The organism is Streptomyces sp. B3I8 (assembly GCF_030816915.1).
Taxonomy (GTDB): domain Bacteria; phylum Actinomycetota; class Actinomycetes; order Streptomycetales; family Streptomycetaceae; genus Streptomyces.
On the sequence record NZ_JAUSYN010000002.1, the window covers coordinates 5,726,415 to 5,746,986 of the forward strand.

Annotated in this window: 15 protein-coding genes; 7 read left to right on the forward strand and 8 right to left on the reverse strand. The window is 75.1% G+C overall.

The features are described from left to right. Nucleotides 1-49: 49 nt before the first annotated feature. On the reverse strand, nt 50-427 hold the full coding sequence (locus tag QFZ64_RS27475; RefSeq protein WP_307070216.1) for a TraR/DksA C4-type zinc finger protein: 378 nt from the start codon (nt 425-427) through the stop codon (nt 50-52). A 120-nt stretch (nt 428-547) separates the two neighbouring features. On the opposite strand from QFZ64_RS27475, the gene QFZ64_RS27480 reads away from it, so the two are divergent. From QFZ64_RS27480 to QFZ64_RS27495, 4 genes are all read left to right on the forward strand, one after another. Continuing rightward, entirely contained in the window at nt 548-1,528 is a 981-nt protein-coding gene (locus QFZ64_RS27480; protein WP_307070217.1) for a polysaccharide pyruvyl transferase family protein, read from the forward strand. Nucleotides 1,529-1,597: 69 nt separating this feature from the next. Further along, the gene (locus tag QFZ64_RS27485) at nt 1,598-1,927 is read left to right on the forward strand and encodes a DUF3040 domain-containing protein (protein WP_307070218.1); all 330 of its coding nucleotides are present in this window, start codon (nt 1,598-1,600) and stop codon (nt 1,925-1,927) included. A gap of 683 nt (nt 1,928-2,610) precedes the next feature. Beyond that, nucleotides 2,611-3,762, forward strand: coding sequence for an aromatic acid exporter family protein (locus QFZ64_RS27490; protein WP_307070219.1), 1,152 nt, complete (start codon nt 2,611-2,613; stop codon nt 3,760-3,762). A gap of 66 nt (nt 3,763-3,828) precedes the next feature. Further along, nucleotides 3,829-4,686, forward strand: a complete 858-nt coding sequence (locus QFZ64_RS27495) for an oxaloacetate decarboxylase (protein WP_307070220.1) — start codon at nt 3,829-3,831, stop codon at nt 4,684-4,686. Between the two features lie 185 nt (nt 4,687-4,871). Here QFZ64_RS27495 and QFZ64_RS27500 read toward each other — a convergent pair whose 3' ends face one another. Beyond that, the gene (locus tag QFZ64_RS27500) at nt 4,872-6,059 is read right to left on the reverse strand and encodes an MFS transporter (protein WP_307071888.1); all 1,188 of its coding nucleotides are present in this window, start codon (nt 6,057-6,059) and stop codon (nt 4,872-4,874) included. Nucleotides 6,060-7,035: 976 nt separating this feature from the next. Here QFZ64_RS27500 and QFZ64_RS27505 point away from each other — a divergent pair. After that, nucleotides 7,036-7,464: a protein phosphatase gene (locus QFZ64_RS27505; protein WP_307070221.1), complete on the forward strand. Its 429-nt coding sequence runs from the start codon at nt 7,036-7,038 to the stop codon at nt 7,462-7,464. A 34-nt stretch (nt 7,465-7,498) separates the two neighbouring features. Here QFZ64_RS27505 and QFZ64_RS27510 read toward each other — a convergent pair whose 3' ends face one another. From QFZ64_RS27510 to QFZ64_RS27520, 3 genes are all read right to left on the reverse strand, one after another. Continuing rightward, nucleotides 7,499-7,903 carry a molybdopterin-binding protein gene (locus QFZ64_RS27510; protein ID WP_307070222.1) on the reverse strand — a complete coding sequence of 135 codons (405 nt, stop codon included), beginning with the start codon at nt 7,901-7,903 and terminating at the stop codon, nt 7,499-7,501. Between the two features lie 291 nt (nt 7,904-8,194). After that, a complete protein-coding gene (locus QFZ64_RS27515) occupies nt 8,195-11,029 on the reverse strand; it encodes an AAA family ATPase (protein ID WP_307070223.1) in 2,835 nt (944 codons plus the stop codon). A gap of 418 nt (nt 11,030-11,447) precedes the next feature. Next, nucleotides 11,448-12,305 (reverse strand): helix-turn-helix transcriptional regulator, encoded by an 858-nt coding sequence (locus tag QFZ64_RS27520; RefSeq protein WP_307070224.1) that lies wholly within the window; start codon nt 12,303-12,305, stop codon nt 11,448-11,450. A gap of 136 nt (nt 12,306-12,441) precedes the next feature. Between QFZ64_RS27520 and QFZ64_RS27525 the strand changes: the two genes are divergently transcribed. Beyond that, nucleotides 12,442-14,130 carry an AMP-binding protein gene (locus QFZ64_RS27525; protein WP_307070225.1) on the forward strand — a complete coding sequence of 563 codons (1,689 nt, stop codon included), beginning with the start codon at nt 12,442-12,444 and terminating at the stop codon, nt 14,128-14,130. 11 nt (nt 14,131-14,141) lie between these two features. After that, nucleotides 14,142-15,788, forward strand: coding sequence for an AMP-binding protein (locus QFZ64_RS27530; RefSeq protein WP_373430776.1), 1,647 nt, complete (start codon nt 14,142-14,144; stop codon nt 15,786-15,788). Between the two features lie 381 nt (nt 15,789-16,169). Here the strand turns inward: QFZ64_RS27530 and QFZ64_RS27535 are convergent, their stop codons facing one another. From QFZ64_RS27535 to QFZ64_RS27545, 3 genes are all read right to left on the reverse strand, one after another. Then, entirely contained in the window at nt 16,170-18,413 is a 2,244-nt protein-coding gene (locus QFZ64_RS27535; RefSeq protein ID WP_307071891.1) for an alpha-N-acetylglucosaminidase, read from the reverse strand. A 192-nt stretch (nt 18,414-18,605) separates the two neighbouring features. Then, nucleotides 18,606-19,715, reverse strand: a complete 1,110-nt coding sequence (locus QFZ64_RS27540; RefSeq protein ID WP_307070226.1) for an RDD family protein — start codon at nt 19,713-19,715, stop codon at nt 18,606-18,608. A 171-nt stretch (nt 19,716-19,886) separates the two neighbouring features. Further along, the gene (locus QFZ64_RS27545; RefSeq protein WP_307070227.1) at nt 19,887-20,552 is read right to left on the reverse strand and encodes a hypothetical protein; all 666 of its coding nucleotides are present in this window, start codon (nt 20,550-20,552) and stop codon (nt 19,887-19,889) included. Between the last annotated feature and the right edge of the window lie 20 nt (nt 20,553-20,572).

Sequence of the window (20,572 nt, forward strand, 5' to 3'; positions counted from 1 at the left end):
CGGACGGCGGGCCGGTCCCGGGCGCGGGCCGGTACCACGCGCGGGCCGGTCAGCGTGCGGCCGGGCGGCGACGCCCACCGGCGCCGCGACCGCAGCCGACACAGACGTCGGCGTGCGGCACGGCGAGCAGCCGGTCGCGTGAGATGGATCCGCCGCACACCGTGCACCGCCCGTACGCGGGCGTGCCGAGGCGGTCCAGCGCGGCGTGGGTCCGCTCCAGCAGGGCCCGCACCCGCTCGGCGTCCGCCCGCAGCCGGTCGGCGGCGGTCACCTTGGCGCCCAGGTCGCCCACGCCGAGACCGCGGTCCGTACGGAGCGTGGTGGCCTGTGCGTCGACGGCCGCCAGCTCCGCGCGCAGGCCTTGCGCCTGCGCGACGAGCCGGGCACGGAGGTCGTCGACCTCCTGGGCTGACAGTTCGGTCGGCATGACGGCTCCTCGTCTCGACGGACCCGGGTTCCCGCCGGGACGCGGAGCACACGCGGACCACACGCGGGGGAACGCCGACGCCGGGCCTCGGTACGCGGCCACCGGTTCGCGGCGCACGGCATGCGGCGATCGGCTCGCGGCGAACGGGAGGAGCGCACGGTGCGACGAAGGATTCTGCTGGTCGGCTGGTTCAGCTTCCTGGACGGCGAGGCCACCGCGGGCGACGTCCTGGCCCTGCGACGCGTCGAGGACGTCCTCGACCGCGCCGGACTGGCCCACGACGCGGTCTGGAGCCCCGGCTTTTGCCCCGGGGCACCGCACCTCGACGCGGTCCGGCCCGGCGAGTACACCCATCTGGTGTTCGTGTGCGGGCCGCTGCACGGGCCGCAGGTGGAGCAGTTGCACGCGCGGTTCCCGGGATGCGTGCGGATCGCGGTGGGCGTCTCGGTGATCGACCCCGGCAGTGCGGCGGTCACCGGGTTCCACCGCGTCCTGGCCCGCGACGCGCCCCACCGCGAGCCGGCCCGGGACCTCGCCGCGAGCGCCCCGCAGGTCCTCTCCACGCCGGTGGCCGGAGTGATTCTCACCGACGGCCAGCACGAGTACGGGGAACGCCGGCGGCATGCCGAGGTCGCGGACGTGCTCACCCGCTGGCTCGGCGGCAAGGACTGCGCGCGGCTGCCGCTGGAGACCCGACTGGACTCCCACGACTGGCGGTCGGCCGCGACGGCGGCCCAACTCCAGTCCGTACTGCACCGGTTGGACGTGGTGGTCACCGACCGGCTGCACGGCATGGTGCTGGCGCTGCGGGCCGGTGTGCCCGCGCTGGCCGTCGACCCGGTCGAGGGCGGAGCGAAGGTGACCGCACAGGCCCACGCCTGCGGCTGGCCCGCGGTGGTCGGCGCCGAACGGCTCGACGTACGGCGCCTCGAGCACTGGTGGACCTGGTGTCTGACCTCCGGGCGGTCGGCTGCACGGGAGGTGCGGGAGGAGTTCCGCGGGGCGTCCGGGGCGGGGGTGACGCCCGGCGCGAGGGACGGGGCGGCGGGGCTGCTCGACGCGCTGGAGATACAGGGGGCGCGGGCCCTGGGCGGCAGTTAGTTCCGGGGGGTCGCGGGCACCCGGAACCGTGCGTCCACAGGGCAGGCGTTTTTTGGGGAGGCCCCCGAGGTGAGCACCGACCGGATACCCGATGTCCCCGATATCCCCGAGCACGAGCAGCGCGTACTCGCCGACATCGAGGCCGCGTTGCGGCGCGGCGACCGGAGGCTGGACCGGCGGTTGCGCACATTGCGGATGCGGCGGGGTCCCGACGTCCGGCGGCTCGCCGGGTACGAGCCGCGGGCGGCGGTGGTGGGCGTCTGGCTGTGCGTGGCGGTGGCGTTGATGGTGACGGGCATCTGCACGGGTGAGCCGGCGGTCATCTGGGCCTTCGCGGTGGTGTGGCCGGTGGCGCTGTTCGGCCTCTTCCGCCTCCTGTGCCGGCGGTCCGGGCCCTGACGGGCCGGGCTCCGCCTTCTCGAGCAACGGCTCGCCCAGGCCGGGTGCCGTAACCGATCGCGCAGTTCCCCGCGCCCCTAGGTGGGTGGTGGGCGGCGCGGGTTCGGGGCAGGTGCGGCGCCGCTGTGGCCGGTCGCGCAGTTCCCCGCGCCCCTGGGGGTGGCTTCGGCGGACCGGGGTGCCCAGCCCTCCCGCGCGAGAGGGGACTGCGTCCCACGTCTTCCGGGACCGTACGGGCATGGGCACCCTCTCGTTCCCGGCCCGCCCCGGTCTACCCAGGGGCGCGGGGAACTGCGCGAGAGGCCCCACCGGCGGCCGGCCGGCAACGCGCCCGGCTCGACCCGGGGGATGCGGGAGGGGGCACCCTCTCGTCCCCGGCCCGCCCCGGTCTACCCAGGGGCGCGGGGAACTGCGCGAGAGGCCCCACCGGCGGCCGGCCGGCAACGCGCCCGGCTCGACCCGGGGGATGCGGGAGGGGGCACCCTCTCGTCCCCGGCCCGCCCCGGTCTACCCAGGGGCGCGGGGAACTGCGCGAGAAGCGGCCACCGGCGGCCGGCCGACAACGCGCCCGGCCCGGCCCGGGCAGGGGCTCCGGGGCCACCCCCGGCGTACGTGAGCCATCGCACCCCCCTCCCCCGGGGGGCCCACGCATCGGCGGGCCCGAACCGTGGCACTGGTGCCCCATGCACTCGTTCCGAACGGCCGCACGGGCCGTCCGCGCGCAGGCGAGGGCCGCCACCCTCACCGCGCACCGCGCCCGGGTGGCGCCCGGCCGCGAACGCGACCTGGTCGTCCAGGCGTGCAAGGCGGCCCTCGCCGCCTTCCTCGCCTGGCTCGCCGCCGGCTGGTGGCTGCACGCCCCCGTCGCCTTCGTCGCCCCCTGGGTCGCCATCGTCCTCGTCGAGTCCACGGTGTACCGCTCGATCGCGCACGGGCTGCAGCAGCTCGCCGCGATCGCCACCGGCACCGTCGTCGCGACGGCCTTCGCCCTCGCCCTGAACAGCACGCTGCTCGCGATGGCCGTCGTACTCCCCGCCACCGTCCTGCTCGGCAACTGGCGCCGCCTCGGCAGCCAGGGCATCTATGCGGCCACCGGCGCCCTCTTCGTCCTCACCGGCCCCTCGGTCGGTGTCACCACCTCCGCCGCCCGGATCGGCGAGGCCGCCTTCGGCGCGCTCGTCGGCATCGCCGTCAACGCGCTGATCCGGCCGCCGATGTATCTGCGCAGCCCGCGCTCCGCGCTGCTCGACGCCGCCGACGAGGCGCGGTCCGTGATGGAGGACGTGGCGGACGGCCTCGACGGCGCCGAGTGGGACGCCGCCCGGGCCGGCGAATGGCACGAGCGCGCCCTCCACCTGAGCCGCCTGGTCGATCAGGCCCGCTCCGCCCTCGGGTGGAGCCGGGAGAGCCTGCGCGTCAACCCGCGCCGCCGCTCCCGCGCCGTCGCGGAGCCGGGCAGCGCCTACGACGACGCCGTGACCGTCTTCGACCACATCGCCGTCCACACCGCCGGCGTCACCCGGACCGTCCTGGAGACCGCCGGGGAGGACCGCTCGGCGTCCTGGCCCGGCACCTCCCTCGCCCGGCCCTACGCCGCGTTCCTGCGCCGGACCGCCGAGGCCGTACGCCTCTACAGCGCGGCCCGCTTCGACGACGGCTCCGCGGAGGAACTCGGGAAGGCCGTCGAAGGGCTGCGCGACACCCTCGACGAGCTGCGCCGCCGGCTGCCGGACGCCGCCACCGGCGACCCCGAGGACCTCGCCACGTACGGCACCCTGCTCACCCAGGCCCGCCGCCTCACCGACCGGCTCGCCCCCGTTGACCCGAGCGGGTGACCGGAATCTTGCGTTTCGTCGGCCTTCGCTGGAACTGTGAGGCCCCATTCGATCAACGGAGGGCCCATGCACCACGGCCGTCGGCTGCGCGCCGCGATCGCCCACCCCGGTACGACCCCGCTCATCGGCGTCTACGACATGTACTCCGCCTCCCTGGCGGCCCGGCACTACGACGGTCTGTTCGTCTCCGGGTTCGGCTTCGCCGCCTCCCACTACGGGCTGCCCGACATCGGCTTCATCGCCTGGCCGGACATCGTGCAGTTCACCGAACGGCTGCGGCTCGCGCTGCCCGCCCACCACCTCCTCGTCGACATCGACGACGGTTACGCCGACCCCGAGGTCGCCTGCCACGTCGTACAGCGCCTGGAACGGGCCGGGGCGTCCGGCGTCATCCTGGAGGACCGGCAGCGGCCCCGGCGCTGCGGGCACGCGGACGGCAAGCGGATCCTGCCGCTGGAGGAGTACCTGGACAAGCTCGGCATGGTCCTCGACAGCCGGCGGGAACTGGTGGTGGTCGCCCGCACCGACGCCGTCGAGGACGCCGAGCAGATCCGCCGGGCGAGGGCGCTCGCCAAGCGCGGCGCCGACGTCGTCCTCGTCGACGGCGTGCGGGATGTGGCCGCGATCCGCCGGATCCGCGAGGCGGTCGGCGACACCCCGCTGCTGTTCAACCAGATCGAGGGCGGCAAGTCGCCCCGCCTCTCCCTCACCGAGCTGACGGAACTCTCCGTCGACGTGGCGATCTACAGCACGCCCTGCCTGTTCGCCGCCCACCGGGCCATCGACACCGCCCTGGACGCCCTCAAGCGCGCGGACGGACGGCTCCCCGACGCCGCCGGCACCCCGGACGCGGTGGGCGTGGCGGTCTCCACCCGGCTCCTGGAGGCCAACATCAGCCGCCACCACGTACGGGACGCCGGCTGACGCTCCGACCGGCCGGTGGCGGCGTGGGGACGTCGGGCCACCTCTCGCTGCGGCGGTGCCACCGGATCACGGGCACGGCCCGATCCCCGGCGTTCGTCGCCCGGCCCGCGCTTCACCGGCAGTGCTTCGCTGCCGCCCGGGCACACTCCTGGCGGGTCCGTGCCCGAGAGGGGCCGGCGCGGATCTCACGCGCGGTGCTTGCCTCGGCGCTGCCGGGAGCGGGTGCCGTAGGTGAGGGCGACGACGAGGCCGAGGCTCTGCAGTACCGCGCAGAAGGTGATCAGCGTGTGTATGGCCGCCGGGCCGACGACGGCCATGAGGAGGCCGGCGAGGGGGTAGGGCAGGAGCAGGAGCAGCACGGTCACCGACAGTGTGCTGCCGAACACCCCGACGGGGATGAGGCGGGACCGCAGAGTGCGCAGTACGACGGCCAGCATGCTGTCGCCCGCCATGAAGACGGCGATCAGTGCCAGGTACGTCCGGTAGGAATCGGCGTGCCCGATGAGGAGGCACGGCACGCTCGTCACCACGGCGGCGAAGCGTCCTACCCGCGCCAGCCCCCACCGGTCGATCATGAAGCGGCAGACGGTGACCGCCAGCAGCGACGCGGCGGCCGCGCAGGACCAGATCACGCCGACGGAGGCGCTGGACCGGCCGAGGTTCTTCACGACGATCACCGGGGTGGCCGCCTCCAGGAGACCGAGGGCCAGGTTGGAGAACGCCAGCCCGGCCACCAGCCACATGAGCGCCGGGAGCGCGCGCAGGGTGGACCAGCCTGTCCGCCATCCCTGTGCGGCGGGCGCGGTCACGTGCGCGGGTGCCCGGCGCATGCCCGGCGCGATGGCGGCCGCCAGTGTCGACAGGCCGCCGATCACGGCGAGCATGCCACTGGAGCCGTCCCATTGCAGCAGGAAGCCGCCCGCTGCCGGACCGACCAGAGCAGCGGCCTGGTCGATGCCCAGGAGGACCGACTGGACGCGGTGTCCCGCGTCGCCCGCGTCCCGGCTGGCGACCGCGCCGACGCTCTCGGCCGCGATGTAGCTGAACTGGGTCAGGCAGCCCACGCACGCCGCCAGGAGCATCACGGGGCCCAAGGTCATGTCGTCGTCGGTCATCGCCAGGGCGGGGGCCACGCCTGCGACGACCAGCGCACGGGCCGCGGCGGCCAGCCGGAACACCCGTGCGGGTCCGTAACGGTCGACAGCCATACCGGCCAGACCGAACGTGCACAGGCGTGGCGCCCACGCCAGCACGAAGGCGATTCCGGTCAGGGAAGCCGAGTTCGTCGTGCCCAGCACCAGCAGCGGGATGCCGTAGGTGGCCATCGAGGAGGCGGTCGCGTCCGCCAGGCGAGGCAGGTAGATGTTCCGCATCCGGCCGTGGGTGACGGTGCGGGCGTGCCGGGGCACAGCGGGCCGGATTCTCGTAGCTATCAAGGCGACGGACTTTCCTGTGGACCGTGACGGCGGTCGGCGAAGGACCTGGGCGGGGAAAGGGGCGAAGTGGGTGAACGGGTTCTTCCGGTGATCCCCTTCCTGGGAGGTGGAGGCAGGCCGCATCCCGGACCGCGGTCACAAGGGCGAACCGGCTGCCGGACACGTCGGGTCGGACGCCCGCGGCGCACAACTGCCGCGGGGGACTGCGACGTTTACTGCTCAACAACCTGCACACTTCGAACAGCGTGATCAACTCGCCAAGCGTTACGCCAGGTAAGTCGAGGTCGGGTGCGCCGCGGCGCGTATCCAGCACTCACCGGCACCGCGGCGGACCGCACCACGACGACCACGTACGCCACGCACCCGAAAGTGCTCTCCAAGACCTGCGGCTCCACACAACTGACCACACGCCAGGTCGGCCCGGGGCAGGGGCGCGGCCGCCGGCCGAACCCTCCTCCCGGCGCCGGACCCCCGAACGGTCAGACCCCCGAACGCCCGGAGACCGGGACTGAGGTGCGCGACACGCCCCGGCTCACGAGGCCACGCTGCTGCACGTCACCTCGCGGCAGACTCACGGCGTTTCGCGGATCCACGCCGCGGCGTGCCGACCGGGCGTCCGGTCAACCACGTGCGGTGGAACGGGTCATGCGCGGCGCGGCACCGTCGGCGTCGGGTTCCGTTCTCGGGCGAGGGGGACCAGGTGTCGGGTCAGCACGGCGCCGGCATGGTCGGGACTGCCGCGCGACGGGAGACCCGGCGCGGCGGAGACGAGGGCGGTGGCAGGACCGGCAGCCGGCGCCGAGCGCGTCGGCGATCACCCGGTCCGCGCCCGGCCGGCGCGCCCCGCACCTCCGAGGCCACCTCCTCGTCGGCCGGCACGCGTTCGCTTCGCCGCGGGAGTTACGTTGACGGCATGACTGATACCTGGCGGGCCGGTGACCCCGGCGTGCTGAAACTGCCCTCGGGCCGGCTGGTCCGGGGGCGCGGCCTGCGGCACCCGCTGCCACCGGGCGCGACACCCCGGTACGGCGTGTACCTGCTCGGTGGCCGGCCGCCGGAGACCGACTGGGAGGCCTGCTGGCTGCGCTGGCCCGACTTCCGGCTGCCCGCCGACCGGGCACGGGCGCGCGAGGTGCTCGCCGACGCGTGGGAGCGGGCCGGCGCCGAACGCGTCGAGTTCGCCTGCGGCGGCGGGCGCGGACGCACCGGGACGGCGCTGGCCTGCCTGGCGGTCCTCGACGGGGTACCGGCGGCCGAGGCGGTGGCGTTCGTGCGCCGCCACTACGACCGCCGGGCGGTGGAGACGCCGTGGCAGAAGCGGTACGTACGGGCTTTCAGCTGATGGCGACCGGGTGATTTGGGTGGGCGGGGGGCCGTCAGGCCCGGTCGATGTGCACGTTCGTCGACTTCACCCGGGCCGTGGCCTCCACGCCCACCTCCAGGCCCAGTTCCTCCACCGCCTCGCGGGTCAGCAGGGACACCAGGCGGTGCGGGCCCGCCTGGATCTCCACCTGCGCCGCCACGTCGCCCAGCTTGACCGCCGTGACGATGCCGGGGAACGCGTTGCGGACCGAGGTGTACGAGGGGAGGTCCTCGGTCCCGTCCGGGCCGCCGCCGCGCGCGAGCTCCACGGAGAAGGCGGCGAGGTCGCGGCCCTCGATCAGGCGGCGTCCGCCCTCGTCCCGGTGGGTGGCCATGCGGCCCGCGTCGGCCCAGCGGCGCGCGGTGTCCGGGCTGACGCCCAGGAGACGGGCGGCCTGGCCGATCGTGTAGGACTGCATGGCCGTCAAGATAGCCCGAGCGGTCCCGGATACGTGGACAGGGGGCGTTGCGGGCCGCTCGTGGAGGCCCGCAGCGCCCCCTGGCTCGATGTGCGACGGGGATGGCGGGACCGATCCCTGTCTGCCCGGGCGAGCGGCACGGATGTCACGCTAGGACGCGTCGTGGACCTCTCCCAAGGAGGGAACCCCCTACGGCCCCGCGCGCAGGGAAAACCCTCGATGACCTGAGGGTGGGAGAAACAGTCCGCGGGCCGGGTGCGGACACCCGGTCCGCGGGTCCAGTGCGGACGTTCAGTCCGCGCGTCGCGCTGCCGCCAGCCGGACGATGTCCACCCGGGAGCGGATGCCCAGCTTGCGGTACACCCGCGTCAACGTCGCCTCGACCGTCTTCACGCTGATGAACAGCCGCGCCGCGATCTCCCGGTTCGTCGCCCCCTCCATCACCAGCGCCGCCACCTGTCGCTCGGTCGCGGCGAGCCCTCCCAGGGCCTCCGCCCCCGGCGACGCCCCCGCCCGCACCGCCGCCGAAGCGCCCGGCTCGGCCGCCGGCTCCGCCTCGACCTGCCGCAGCCACGGCATCGCCCGGCACCGCCGGAACAGCCGCGCGGCCTCCTCGTAGGAGGCGCCGCCTCCCGGCCGCCGCCCCCGCAGTCCCGCCAGCGCGTACACCGCCCGCGCCTCCTCCAGCCCGTACCCGAGCCGCCCCAGCCGGTCCCGCGCCGACATCAGCTGCCGTACCGCGCCGTCGACGTCCCCGCGCGCGGCCCGCACCAGCGCCTCCGCGCGGTCCAGTACCGCCAGCACGCTCTCCCGCCCGAGCGCGGCGGCCCGTACCCGTGTGACGTCGACGAGCCGCTGGGCCTCCGCGACCTCGCCGACGCGCACCAGCGCCTCCGCGAGATCGCCGTGCCAGCGTCCGCGCGCCGGATCGGTCACGCCGAGCTGCTCCTCCACGTCCCGCACCCGCCGCAGCGAGCGCACCGCGCCCGCCGCGTCCCCGGCCACGAGCTGGGCGTGCCCCAGCGCGCCGAGCGCCCGGGAGAGATACACCTGGTCGCCGTGGTCCTCGGCGCGTGCCACCGCCTCCCGGGCCAGCGCGCCGGCCCGCTCCACGTCACCGCCCGCGGCCTCCGCGAGCGAGGTGAACATCGCCGCGGCGGCCTGGCCGATGCCCGTGTCGCGGGCCAGCCGCAGGCTCTCCCGGGCCAGGTCGAGGGCGCGGGCGCAGTGCCCGGAGCGCAGTTCGGTCTCGGCCAGCCCGCGCAGGAAGTGCACCTCGCTCTCGACCATTCCGCGCCGGCGCACCTCGCGCAGCAGCGCGCTGATCGTGGTGCGGGCCTCGGCGAGCCGGTCGCTCATGATCAGCCAGCGGAAGCGGGCGGAGCCGACGCCGTTGTGGTCGCAGGCGACCCGCGGGTCCTGCGGCTCCTTCAGCGCCCGCTTGATGGTGGCCGGGGCGTCCGGGTGGCCCATCAGCGTCTCCGCCTGGGCCTGGAAGGCGAGCGCCATCAGTTCGGTGCGCCGGTCGCCCGCCCGCTCGGCCAGCGCGGCCGCCCGCGCGGCCTCCTGCCGGGCCTCGGGGAAGTCGCCCTCGTAGAGCATGGCCCGCCAGGCGAGCTGGTAGTGCACGAGCGCCAGCAGCCGGGGGTCCTCACCGGCGTCGGCGAGCGCCTGCGGGTACGCCGCGTCGACCTCGCCCAGGGCGTGCCCCGCCGACTCGATCACCACGATCCAGGCCCGTACGCGTTCGGCGGGATCGGTGGCGTCGGCCAGGACCTGGCGGGCGAGGTTACGGGCGAGGTCGGTCTCGCCGGCCGTCAGCGCGTCCTCGGCCGCCTGCAGCCGCCGCACGGACGGGCCCGGCTCGGCGTCCGGCGGGGTGTGCCGGGCGGCGAGCAGACCGAGCCCCGCCGCCACGGAGGGGGCCCCGCGTTCCCGGGCCGCCGCGGCGGCCTCGCCGAGCCGCTCGGCGACCCGGGGGTCCGTTCCGTCGGTGGCCAGCGCCAGGTGCCGGGCACGTTCGATCGGGTCGGAGGCGGCCGTGGACAGCGCCGCGTGCGCGGAGCGCCGCTCCTGCGGGTCGGCCTCCGCGTACAGTGCGGCGGAGATCAGCGGGTGCGCGAACCGTACGCCGGGGGAGTCCCGGTCGGTCACCAGCAGCCCGAGCGCGGCGGCCTGCGCGATCTCGGCCTCGGCGTTCTCCCGCCCGGCGGCGTGCAGCAGCGCGGTGGTCGGGCGGGCGCCGGCGCTGGCCACGAGGAGGGTACGGCGGGCCTCCGCGGGCAGCGCCTCCAGCCGGTTGAGGACGAGGGCGCGCAGCGACGTCGGCACCGGCAGCGGTTCGCCCGGGCCGGGCGGGACGGGATTCTCGGCGAGCGCGCGGCCCAGTTCCAGGGCGAAGAGCGGGTTGCCCCCGCTGGTGCGGTGGATCTCCCGCACGGTCGGGCGGGGCAGCGCGCCGAAGCCGCGGCGGGTGAGGAGTTCGGCGGTCCCCGTGCGGGAGAGCGGGCCGACGCGCACCGCGAGGGTGTCCGGTGGTGTGGCGCGCAGGAAACGGTCGTGCTCGGGGCCGGAGCCGTGCGGATCGCTTCCGGTGCGTGCGGCGCACAGTATCCGGATCGGCATGTCGCCGAGGCGACGGGCGGCGAAGCCGAGGAGTTCGGTGCTGGCGGGGTCCAGCCATTGCAGGTCGTCGGCGACGATCAGGACGGGGCCGCGGGCGGCGAGCGCGCGCAGGGTGGAGAGCACGGCGAGGCGCAGGGCGAGACCGTCGCGCTCCAGGGTGGACTCGCCGCGGCCGGTGAGCGCGGACTCCAGCGCGGTGCGCTGGGCGGCGGGCAGGCGGTCGGCGACGTCGGCGGCGACCAGGCCGAGGAGATCGGCCAGGGCGAGGAAGGGGAGGTGGGACTCGGACTCGGTGGCGGAGCAGCGCAGCACGGTGTGCGCGGTGGGCGCGTGCTCGGTGGCGAGCGCGCGCAGGACGGTGGACTTGCCGATGCCGGCGGGGCCGTGGACGAGGACGCTGCCGCCGCGGGCGAGTTGCTCGCGGGCGCCGGCGACGAGGTCCTCGCGGCCGACGAGGGGGGTGGGGCGGGCTCTGCCGGGTTCTTCGGACTCGCGTCCCACGGTCTCCGCCTCCTCCTGCTGTCGGGCCGGAGCCAATCTTAGGTGCGGCGCGCGGGTGACCGAACGGACCTTTCCCGCCCCCGCCGCCTCCACCCTTCCCGTCCCCCAGGGGCTCCGCCCTCTCGACCCCCGGGTGGGCGGGGAGCCGGGGCGGGTCGGGCGGGCGCCCGGGAGCCCGGGTGGGTGGGGTTGTGGGGTGGGTGCGGGTCGGGTGCGACCAGCCATGTCCCGGTCCGCAGTCGCCGGGTGTACGCGTACCCCCGAGCTGTGAGGCGCTCCGGTGCCCGTCAGGAACGCACGGGCGCGGGGAACCGCGCGGGGGCCACGAGGCACCCGCGGTCGCCCGACCGGTGCGCGCGCCCGAGTTCCGAGGCGCTTGGGCTCCCGGGCCACCACAGCCCCCGCCCCGCCCGGAGGGCTACGGCAGTGCGCCCGCCCGGCGGGCGGCGACGACCGCCTCGCCGCGTGTCCTCGCGCCCAGCTTCCGCATCGCGGACCTCAGGTAACCCTTGACCGTCTCGGGGCGGACACCCAGCCGCTCCGCCGCCCCCGCGTTCGTCGCCCCGACCGCGACCCACGCCAGCACGTCGACCTCCCGGGGCGACAGCCCCACGTCGACCGCACCCCCGTCCGCCCCCGCGAGCCGCCCGCACACCGCCAGCAGCTCCGCCCGCAGCGCCGGGTCGGCGATGCGCGGCGCCAGCGCGCGCAGTGCCCCGTGCGCCTCCCGTACGCGCTCCCAGTCACCGGTGGCCCCGCCGTCACCCCCGGCCCCGCCGCCGGAGGCGTCCCGCGCCGCCGCCAAGAGCCCCGCCGCCTCGTCCCGCACCACCAGCGACTGCTCCACGTCCCGCGCCGCCGCCACCGCCGCCGCCAGTGTGCGGTCGCCCAGCGGCTGGGCCGAGCGCAGCGCCCCGTACAGCACCCCGCGCACCCGCCGCCGTACCACCACCGGCACCGCGACCACCGACCGCAGTCCCTCCCTGGCCACCGGTGCGTCGTACTCGTGCGTGATGTGCCGGGCCGCCGCGTACTCGGTCACCGCGTACGGCCGGGCCAGCGCCACCACCTTGCCGCCGAGACCGTTGCCGGACACCACCGCCAGCGAGCGCAGCGCGGCCGTCGCGGTCCCGCTCAGCTCGCTGATGCGGATCTGCGGGCGCCCGGGTTCGACCAGCCCGCCGAACGCCACCGGCAGCCCCGTCGTCCGCCGCAGCCGCGCCAGCGCCCCGCGCATCTCCGCCGCATCGGCCGCCCGGCCCGCGTCAGCCGCCATACCGTCCGCCCTTCGCCGCACCCGTCACCACGGGTACCCGTCACCCACCCCCCGTTCGGGGGTGGTGAGACCCGCATCACGGATTAGACGATGGGGAACGGCTGTCCGGCAATGAGTCCGGCACTGAGGAGGACACATGACGGCGACTACGGGTACGGGCGCGACGGACGAGTTCAGGGCCGCGCGGGACTTCCTGCTCACCCACCGCGAGGACTGGGCCGCGGCCTACGAGGGCTTCCGCTGGCCCCGCCCGGCGCGCTTCAACTGGGCGCTCGACTGGTTCGACGTCATCGCCCGGGGCAACGACCGCACCGCCCTGCACATCGTCGAGGAGGACGGCAGCACCGTCCGGCTGTCCTTCGCCGAGCTGTCCGAACGCTCCGACCGGATCGCGAACTGGCTGCGCGGGCGCGGGGTGCGCGCCGAGGACCGGGTGCTGGTCATGCTGGGCAACCAGGCCGAGCTGTGGGAGACCATGCTCGCCGCGATGAAACTGCGCGCCGTCGTCATCCCCGCCACCCCCCTCCTCGGCCCCGCCGACCTGCGTGACCGTGTCGAGCGCGGCCGCGTACGGCACGTCGTCGTGCGGACCGAGGACGCGGAGAAGTTCGCGGACGTTCCCGGCCGCTACACCCGTATCGCGGTGGGAGGCGGTGCCCCCGACGGCTGGCAGCGGTACGAGGACGCCTACGCGGCACCCGCCGCGTTCACCCCCGACGGGCCCACCCACTCCGACGACCCGCTCATGCTGTACTTCACCTCCGGCACCACCGCCCACCCCAAACTCGTCGAGCACACCCACACCTCGTACCCGGTCGGCCACCTCGCCACCATGTACTGGATCGGGCTCGAACCCGGCGACGTGCACCTGAACATCTCCTCGCCCGGCTGGGCCAAGCACGCCTGGTCCAATCTCTTCGCGCCCTGGAACGCCGAGGCCACCGTCTTCCTGTTCAACTACACCCGCTTCGACGCGGCCCGGCTGATGGCCGAGATGGACAAGGCGCGGGTCACCACCTTCTGCGCCCCGCCCACCGTGTGGCGCATGCTCATCCAGGCCGATCTCGGCCAGCTCCGCACCCGGCCGCGCGAGGTCGTCGCCGCCGGTGAGCCGCTCAACCCCGAGGTGATCGAGCAGGTGCGGCGGGCGTGGGGCGTCACCATCCGGGACGGCTTCGGGCAGACCGAGACGGCCGTGCAGGTCTCCAACAGTCCCGGCCAGCCGCTCAAGGCGGGCTCGATGGGCCGCCCCAGCCCCGGCTACCGCATCGAACTGCTCGACCCGGTCTCGGGCGCCCCCGGCGCGGACGAGGGCGAGATCGCCATCGACATGTCCGACCACCCCGTCGGCCTGATGACCGGCTACCACGGCGACGCCGACCGCACCGCCGAGGCCATGGCCGGCGGCTACTACCGCACCGGTGACATCGGCTCCCGGGACGAGGACGGCTACCTCACCTACATCGGGCGCAGTGACGACGTCTTCAAGGCGAGCGACTACAAGATCAGCCCGTTCGAGCTGGAGAGCGCCCTGCTGGAGCACGAGGCGGTCGCCGAGGCCGCCGTCGTGCCCGCCCCCGACGAGCTGCGGCTCGCGGTGCCGAAGGCGTACGTCGTCCTGGCGGCGGGCTGGGAACCGGGCCCCGACACCGCCAAGGTGATCTTCGAGCACTCCCGGGAGACCCTCGCCCCGTACAAGCGGATCCGCCGGCTGGAGTTCGGCGCGCTGCCCAAGACCGTGTCCGGCAAGATCCGCCGCATCGAGCTGCGCGAGGCCACCGCCGCCGGTTCGACGGCCGAGTACCGCGAGGAGGACTTCCGGTGACCCCGGGACCCGTGACCCCGGCACCGGACGCGCCGCCGCTGTCGTACGCCCACGGCACCAGTACGACACCCCTCCTCGGCGACACCATCGGCGCCAACCTCGACCGCGCGATCGCCGCGTACCCGGACCGCGACGCCCTCGTGGACGTCCCCTCCGGGCGCCGCTGGACCTACGCCGAGTTCGGCGCCGCCGTCGACGAGGTGGCGCGCGGGCTGCTCGCCAAGGGCGTCACCACCGGCGACCGGGTCGGCATCTGGGCGGTCAACTGCCCGGAGTGGGTGCTCACCCAGTACGCCACCGCGCGCATCGGCGCCGTCATGGTGAACATCAACCCCGCCTACCGCGCGCACGAGTTGGAGTTCGTGCTCGACCGGGCGGGGATCACCCTGCTGATCGCCTCCCTCGCGCACAAGGGCAGCGACTACCGCGCCCTCGTCGACGAAGTGCGCGGCCGGTGCCCGCGGTTGCGCGAGACGGTGTACATCGGCGATCCCTCCTGGGACGCCCTCACCGCCGGCGCCCCGGCCGTCCCGCACGACCGGCTCGCGGCGATCGGCGCCGGGCTGAGCTGCGACGACCCCATCAACATCCAGTACACCTCGGGCACGACCGGCTTCCCCAAGGGCGCCACCCTCTCCCACCACAACATCCTCAACAACGGCTACTGGGTGGGCCGTACGGTCGGCTACACCGCACAGGACCGGGTGTGTCTGCCCGTGCCCTTCTACCACTGCTTCGGCATGGTCATGGGCAATCTGGGCGCCACCTCGCACGGCGCCTGCATCGTCATCCCGGCCCCCTCCTTCGAACCGGCCGCCACCCTGCGGGCCGTCCAGCAGGAGCGGTGCACGTCCCTGTACGGCGTCCCCACCATGTTCATCGCGGAGCTGAACCTCCCCGACTTCGCCTCCTACGACCTCTCCACCCTGCGCACCGGCATCATGGCGGGTTCGCCCTGCCCGGTCGAGGTGATGAAACGCGTCGTCGCCGAGATGCACATGGCGCAGGTGTCCATCTGCTACGGCATGACGGAGACCTCGCCCGTGTCGCTCCAGACCCGCCGCGACGACGACCTGGAGCACCGCACCGGCACCGTGGGCCGCGTCCTGCCGCACATCGAGGTCAAGGTCGTCGACCCCGCGACCGGGGTGACCCTGCCGCGTGGCGCCTCCGGCGAACTGTGCACCCGCGGCTACAGCGTGATGCTCGGCTACTGGGAGGAGCCCGCGAAGACCGCCGAGGTCGTCGACGCCGGGCGCTGGATGCACACCGGGGACCTCGCGATGATGCGCGAGGACGGGTACGTCGAGATCGTCGGCCGCATCAAGGACATGATCATCCGCGGTGGCGAGAACATCTACCCGCGCGAGATCGAGGAGTTCCTCTACGCCCACCCGAAGATCGCCGACGTGCAGGTGGTCGGCCTGCCGCACGAACGTTACGGCGAGGAGGTGCTCGCCTGCGTCATCCCGCGCGACGCCGGCGACCCGCCCACCCTCGAGGACGTACGCGCCTTCTGCGAAGGGCAGTTGGCCCACTACAAGGTGCCCACCCGGCTGAGCGTCCTCGACTCCTTCCCGATGACCGTGTCGGGGAAGGTCCGCAAGGTGGAGCTCCGGGAACGGTACGCGGAGCCGGACGGGCCGGCGGCGGGCTGACGGAGCTCCGGACGGACGGGACCGACGGAGCCGGACACGCCGCGGGGGCGGCCCCCCACGACCTGGGCCGCCCCCGCGCCGCACCGCTCACCGCGCATCCGCGCGGAGACCGGTGGTTCTCCGTGACGCGGATCCGAACACCCCTGCCGGTTCCGCGTGACGTCCACGAGGCCCGCCGCCCCCGTGCCGGCGGACACCGTGTGAGGGGGAATGTGCCCGTGCGCGGGGGCGGTCGAAGCGCCGGGAGCGGGGTTCAGAGGTTGATTTGAGGGTTGCGTAGGGCGCGTACGCCGCGGGTTGTACGCCGTCCGCCTCCCGGCGTGCGCTGCCCGGGTGCCCGGGCCAGGTCGTGACCCGACCCGACCCGACCCGGCGTCCGGGTCAGGCCGTGGCGCGCAGTCGGTCACGGACCTCCGTCGCGATCCGGTGGACGTCCCCGGCCGGACGGGTGGCCAGATGGCCGGGCGCGCGGGTCCAGCGCTCCTCCAGGGCGTACCAGTCGACCGCCGCCGGTGCCCGGCCCTCGCGCAGGGCCGCGCGCAGTTCCGTGAAGTACCTCGACCAGCGCAGCCGGTACAGACCGCCGACCAGCCCCGCCCACTCGCGGTTCGCGTAGTCCCGCAGTCCCGCGTCCGCGCCCTGCCGGGTGCCCCACACCGTCAGCAGGGACAGGGCGTCGTACCGCAGCCGGTCACGCTCGGCGTCGTCCGCGCCCCACGCCCGTGCCTCGGCCACCCAACGACCCAGCAGATGGGCGGAGTCGGTGGTGAGCAGCCGCTCCAGCAGGTCCATCAGGGACAGCCAGTCCCCGCTCGCCGCGTCGAAGGCCTTCACGTCCCGCGCCTCGTACGCCTTCCTGATCCGGGGCAGCAGCGTCCGGCTGCGGTTGGACAGGCACTGGCGGGCCACGTCGAGCAGGTCCCGCCGGTACGCCGACGACTCGCGCAGCCCCGGACGTACCTTCAGCAGCTCGACCAGTGCCCGCTCGAACTCGCGTGCGTCGTAGCGGAGTTCCTTCGGGGACCAGGACGCCGCCCGGCGGGCGGTCAGCGAGGGGCGGGCGCCGAACAGTCCGTCGGCGCCCTCGCTCCAGGAGTCGGCGCGCGTGGTGCCGTACGCGGTGCGGCGCAGCACGTCCCAGGCGGCCTCGGCGTGTGCGTCGTACGCTCCGTACCGCGACCGCGCCCACTGCGCGAACCATGCCTTCAGATCCAGTTCCCCCTCTCCCTCCCGCTCCCGCCACGGGAGCTCGGAGAACAGGGCGAACGCCGCCGGGTTGTTGTCGGCGGCCTCCGGGAGCAGCGCGATGCCGCGCAGGGCGCTGCCCTCCCTGGAGCGCCACGTGTCGTAGAGGCGGGCCCAGTCCGGGGTGTTGGCGCCGAGCGTCGTGTGGCCGCCGAAGTTCCAGATCGAGCCGAAGGCGTACGGGACGCCTCCCCAGTCCGCCTCGCGGTCGGTGACGGTGGGCAAGCGGTCGGACAGGCCGTCCACGACCAGCAGCCGCTCCTTGCCCGACGAGCCGTCCGGGCCGCCGGAGGCGACGGCGTCGAGGATCGCGCGCGGGGGGTTGTGCTGCCAGCCGAGGATGACCCAGACCGCGTCGGGCCGGGCCCGGCGCAGTGCCCGCTCGACACCCTTCGCGGCCTCCCCGACGGGCACGTCGCCCGCGGTGCCGCCCTCGTGCAGCAGGTCCATCTTGTAGCGGGTGGAGTCCCCGAACAACTCCTCCTGCTCCCGGTAGAAGGCGGCGGCGACCCGGGCGAACAGGTCGGTGCGCGGGTCGAGCCAGTCGGGCCGGGCGAACCCCATCCAGGTTCCCTGCGGCACCGTGCGCGCGCCCGGGTTGCGGTCCGCGAAGCCGGGCGGGACCGTGCCGAAGTAGCCGGGGAGTACCGGCACCATGCCGAGCTCGCGCAGCCGGTCGGCGATGCGCCGGCCGAGCACGGCGCGGGCGTCGAGGAGTCGGCGGGAGACGGGTTCGCGGAACGTGGGGAAGGCGGACAGGTTCTGCAGCAGCCACCACGGCTGGTGGGCCGGTCCCGGGAGCCACGCCCGCAGCTCCTGCTCGCCGTATCCGAACTCCTGGAACACCCGGTGGTACAGCGCGTCGGCGCCCACGGTGACCAGCACCTCGTTGTAGCCGTGCAGTGCGAGCACGTCCAGCTCGCGCTCCCAGTACGACCAGTCGTGGTACGGGCCGGTGTAGCCGTCGTTGGTGTCGTTGAGCGCGAAGCGGTGGGGGACGTCGGCGCGGCGGGTGACCGGGGTGCCGCCGGGCACCCCGGGCAGGGTGCGGGGCAGGTCGAGCTGCTCGCCGGCCCAGTTGACGTCGGCGTCGGCGACGTGGCGCAGATACCAGTTGAGCCCGGTGAGCTGGGTGCCGGGCGTGCCTCCGGTGACGCGGAGCCGGCCGGCGCCCCCGGACACGGTGAACGTGTCACTGTCGCCCGCGGTGCGGAAGGAGAACTGGCGCCAGTGGCGGGGCAGCAGTCGGCGTGCGGCGGCGGCCGCGGCGCGGGTACCGGCCGCGGGGGTGCCCTCCGCGGTGGCGGGCGCACAGGCGACGGCAGCACCCGTGGAGCCGACGGCCAGAGCGGTGAGCAGGGAACGGCGCGCCAGCGGCATGGTGTCTCCGTCGTTCACGGGGCGGTCGGGGGCGGCACCGGCGAGGGAGCGGACCCGCACCCGGCACGTGGTGGCAGACATACCCGCCCAAGCGGGTGGTGGGAGGCATGCCGCCCACTTGGAGGAGAAGCCCGGGTGAACGAACAGAGGTGTGACGGATCACCGGCGGAACGTCACGAGTGAGTTCCGGAACTACGGCCGGGAGTCCTCGGCGGGATCCGAAGCGGCCTGGTGGCCGACGTCAGAGGCGTTGGCCGGGGCAGCGGGTGGGGCCGGGGCGGCGTGGGGCGGGCTGAAGGGCGGCGGAGGTGGGGCCGGGACGGTGTGCGGTGGACTGAGGGGTGGCGGGGGCGGGGCCGAGGTGGGGTGCGGAGGGGAGAAGGGCGGCGGAGGCGGGGTTCCGGGGCGCCTGCGGGCGGCGGCGGCCCTGGCCCGGTCCAGGGCGGCGCGGCCCCTGTCCGCGGCCGCGCGGCTCGCCTCGGAGTCGACGACGCGTCGCACGGCGTCGTGCCGGGCTATGCGCTGTCCGCCGTCCTGGGCACCGCGGACCACGGTTCCCCAGGCGGCCTGAGAGCCGCGGGCACCGGCGCGGCCCAGGTCCACGGCCTGTCGGACGCCCTGCTGGGCGCCGGCCCAGTCGGGCCGGGGCAGCGTGACGGTGACGACGGCGGTGCCGGCCAAGCGGTCGGCGAGGGAGCGCCCGCGGCCCACCAGGACAGGGAGGGCGTTGGCCCAGAAGACCGCCACCGCGACCGCCCAGCACAGCACCGACAGCACGAGGGAACCGTCGACCAGCACGCAGCAGGCCACCGCGAAGCAGCCGACGTCGGCCGCCGTGGTGACGGCGGCGCGGACCGCGGCCCGGCGCCGTCCGAGGCGGCCCGGTGCGGTGCCGGAGACGCGCAGGCCGAGCAGCAGCTTGCCGAGCGTGCGGCCGGTCAGCGCGAGCGTCAGGAACTGGTAGACGAAGGTGGCGAGCACCAGCGCGGCGAACGCCTCCTGGACGTCCCGCACGACGGAGGACCAGATCGAGGTGCCGAAGTCCCCGGCGGTGCCTGCCAGTTCGCCGTGCGAGGTGACGATCTCCCAGGCGCCGCGCCCGGCCGGCCCGGTGGCGTCGGTCGTCAACGCGCCGATGCGGTCGGCGGTGAGGGCGGCGAGCAGCACGGCCACCGTGACGACCAGGGTGAAGTCGACCAGCCAGGCCAGCACCCGCCGACGCTTCCCGGGCGGGCGCGGCACCTCGGCGACGCCCGTTCCTAAGGCTGCCGATGCCCCCATGGACAGTGATTGCTCAGACATGAGCGTCCCCCGAAATGACGACAAGTCAGATGGCGAGAGGCTAACGCGGCTCGAGCACCCCTGACAGGCCGGAATCGGACCGTTCGCTCCGGCGTGCGCCTCTGCCGTGCGCCTCGGTCAGGCACCTCCGCCATGCCTCCGGCGTACCGCTCCGCCACGCGGCTCTGCCGTTCATCTCCGGCGCGGCGACGCCAGCACGTACCGCCGGCCGGTACGGGCCTCCGCGTGCTCGCCGACCTGCCAGCCCGCGCGCTCCAGCGTGGCCGCGCAGGCGCGCAGCGCGTCGGTGTCGGGCTCGTGCACGGCGACGGCCTCCGGCTGGGGCGTGGCCCGCACCCGGTAGCCGGGGCCCGCCGGATCAGGACCGGCGGGGGCGTGGCCGTCGGCCTCCAGGGCGAGTGCGGCCGCCCGCACCAGGTTGGCGCGCTCCCAGCCGCAGGGACGGTCGGTGTCCCCGTCCGGGTTGGTCATCCGCCGCAGCTCCAGCAGTCCCTGCCAGGCACTGTGCACCTCGCGGGTGCGGCGGGCCGGCGCGGCGGGGGCCTCCTCGCCGCCGACCCGCGCGGCGAACACCCCGGTCCCGGCGGCGCCCCCGGCGTTCTCCGCCGGGCCCGCCCCCTTCGCCTCCGTATCTTCCGGCTCCTCCGGTTCCCGCTCCTCGCGTATGCGGTGGCCCGCGGGGGTCAGGAAGTGGTCGTGCGGCGGGCGCGGGTGCCGGAAGGCCAGGCCACGCCTCACCAGCGCCTCGTGCTGGGCCGCCGTACCCCTCAGCCGTCCCGTCACGGGATCGGCCGCCTCGATCACCCGCCACTGCGCGGCGGTCGGCGGGCGCGTCACGTCACACACGCTCCCTTCCC

Bases quoted from the DNA above. Each gene is read 5' to 3' on its own strand.
- QFZ64_RS27475 (WP_307070216.1), bottom strand. From the start codon at position 427: ATGCCGACCGAACTGTCAGCCCAGGAGGTCGACGACCTCCGTGCCCGG.
- QFZ64_RS27480 (WP_307070217.1), top strand. From the start codon at position 548: ATGCGGCGATCGGCTCGCGGCGAACGGGAGGAGCGCACGGTGCGACGA.
- QFZ64_RS27490 (WP_307070219.1), top strand. From the start codon at position 2,611: ATGCACTCGTTCCGAACGGCCGCACGGGCCGTCCGCGCGCAGGCGAGG.
- QFZ64_RS27495 (WP_307070220.1), top strand. From the start codon at position 3,829: ATGCACCACGGCCGTCGGCTGCGCGCCGCGATCGCCCACCCCGGTACG.
- QFZ64_RS27500 (WP_307071888.1), bottom strand. From the start codon at position 6,059: ATGCGGAACATCTACCTGCCTCGCCTGGCGGACGCGACCGCCTCCTCG.
- QFZ64_RS27505 (WP_307070221.1), top strand. From the start codon at position 7,036: ATGACTGATACCTGGCGGGCCGGTGACCCCGGCGTGCTGAAACTGCCC.
- QFZ64_RS27510 (WP_307070222.1), bottom strand. From the start codon at position 7,903: ATGCAGTCCTACACGATCGGCCAGGCCGCCCGTCTCCTGGGCGTCAGC.
- QFZ64_RS27520 (WP_307070224.1), bottom strand. From the start codon at position 12,305: ATGGCGGCTGACGCGGGCCGGGCGGCCGATGCGGCGGAGATGCGCGGG.
- QFZ64_RS27525 (WP_307070225.1), top strand. From the start codon at position 12,442: ATGACGGCGACTACGGGTACGGGCGCGACGGACGAGTTCAGGGCCGCG.
- QFZ64_RS27535 (WP_307071891.1), bottom strand. From the start codon at position 18,413: ATGCCGCTGGCGCGCCGTTCCCTGCTCACCGCTCTGGCCGTCGGCTCC.
- QFZ64_RS27540 (WP_307070226.1), bottom strand. From the start codon at position 19,715: ATGTCTGAGCAATCACTGTCCATGGGGGCATCGGCAGCCTTAGGAACG.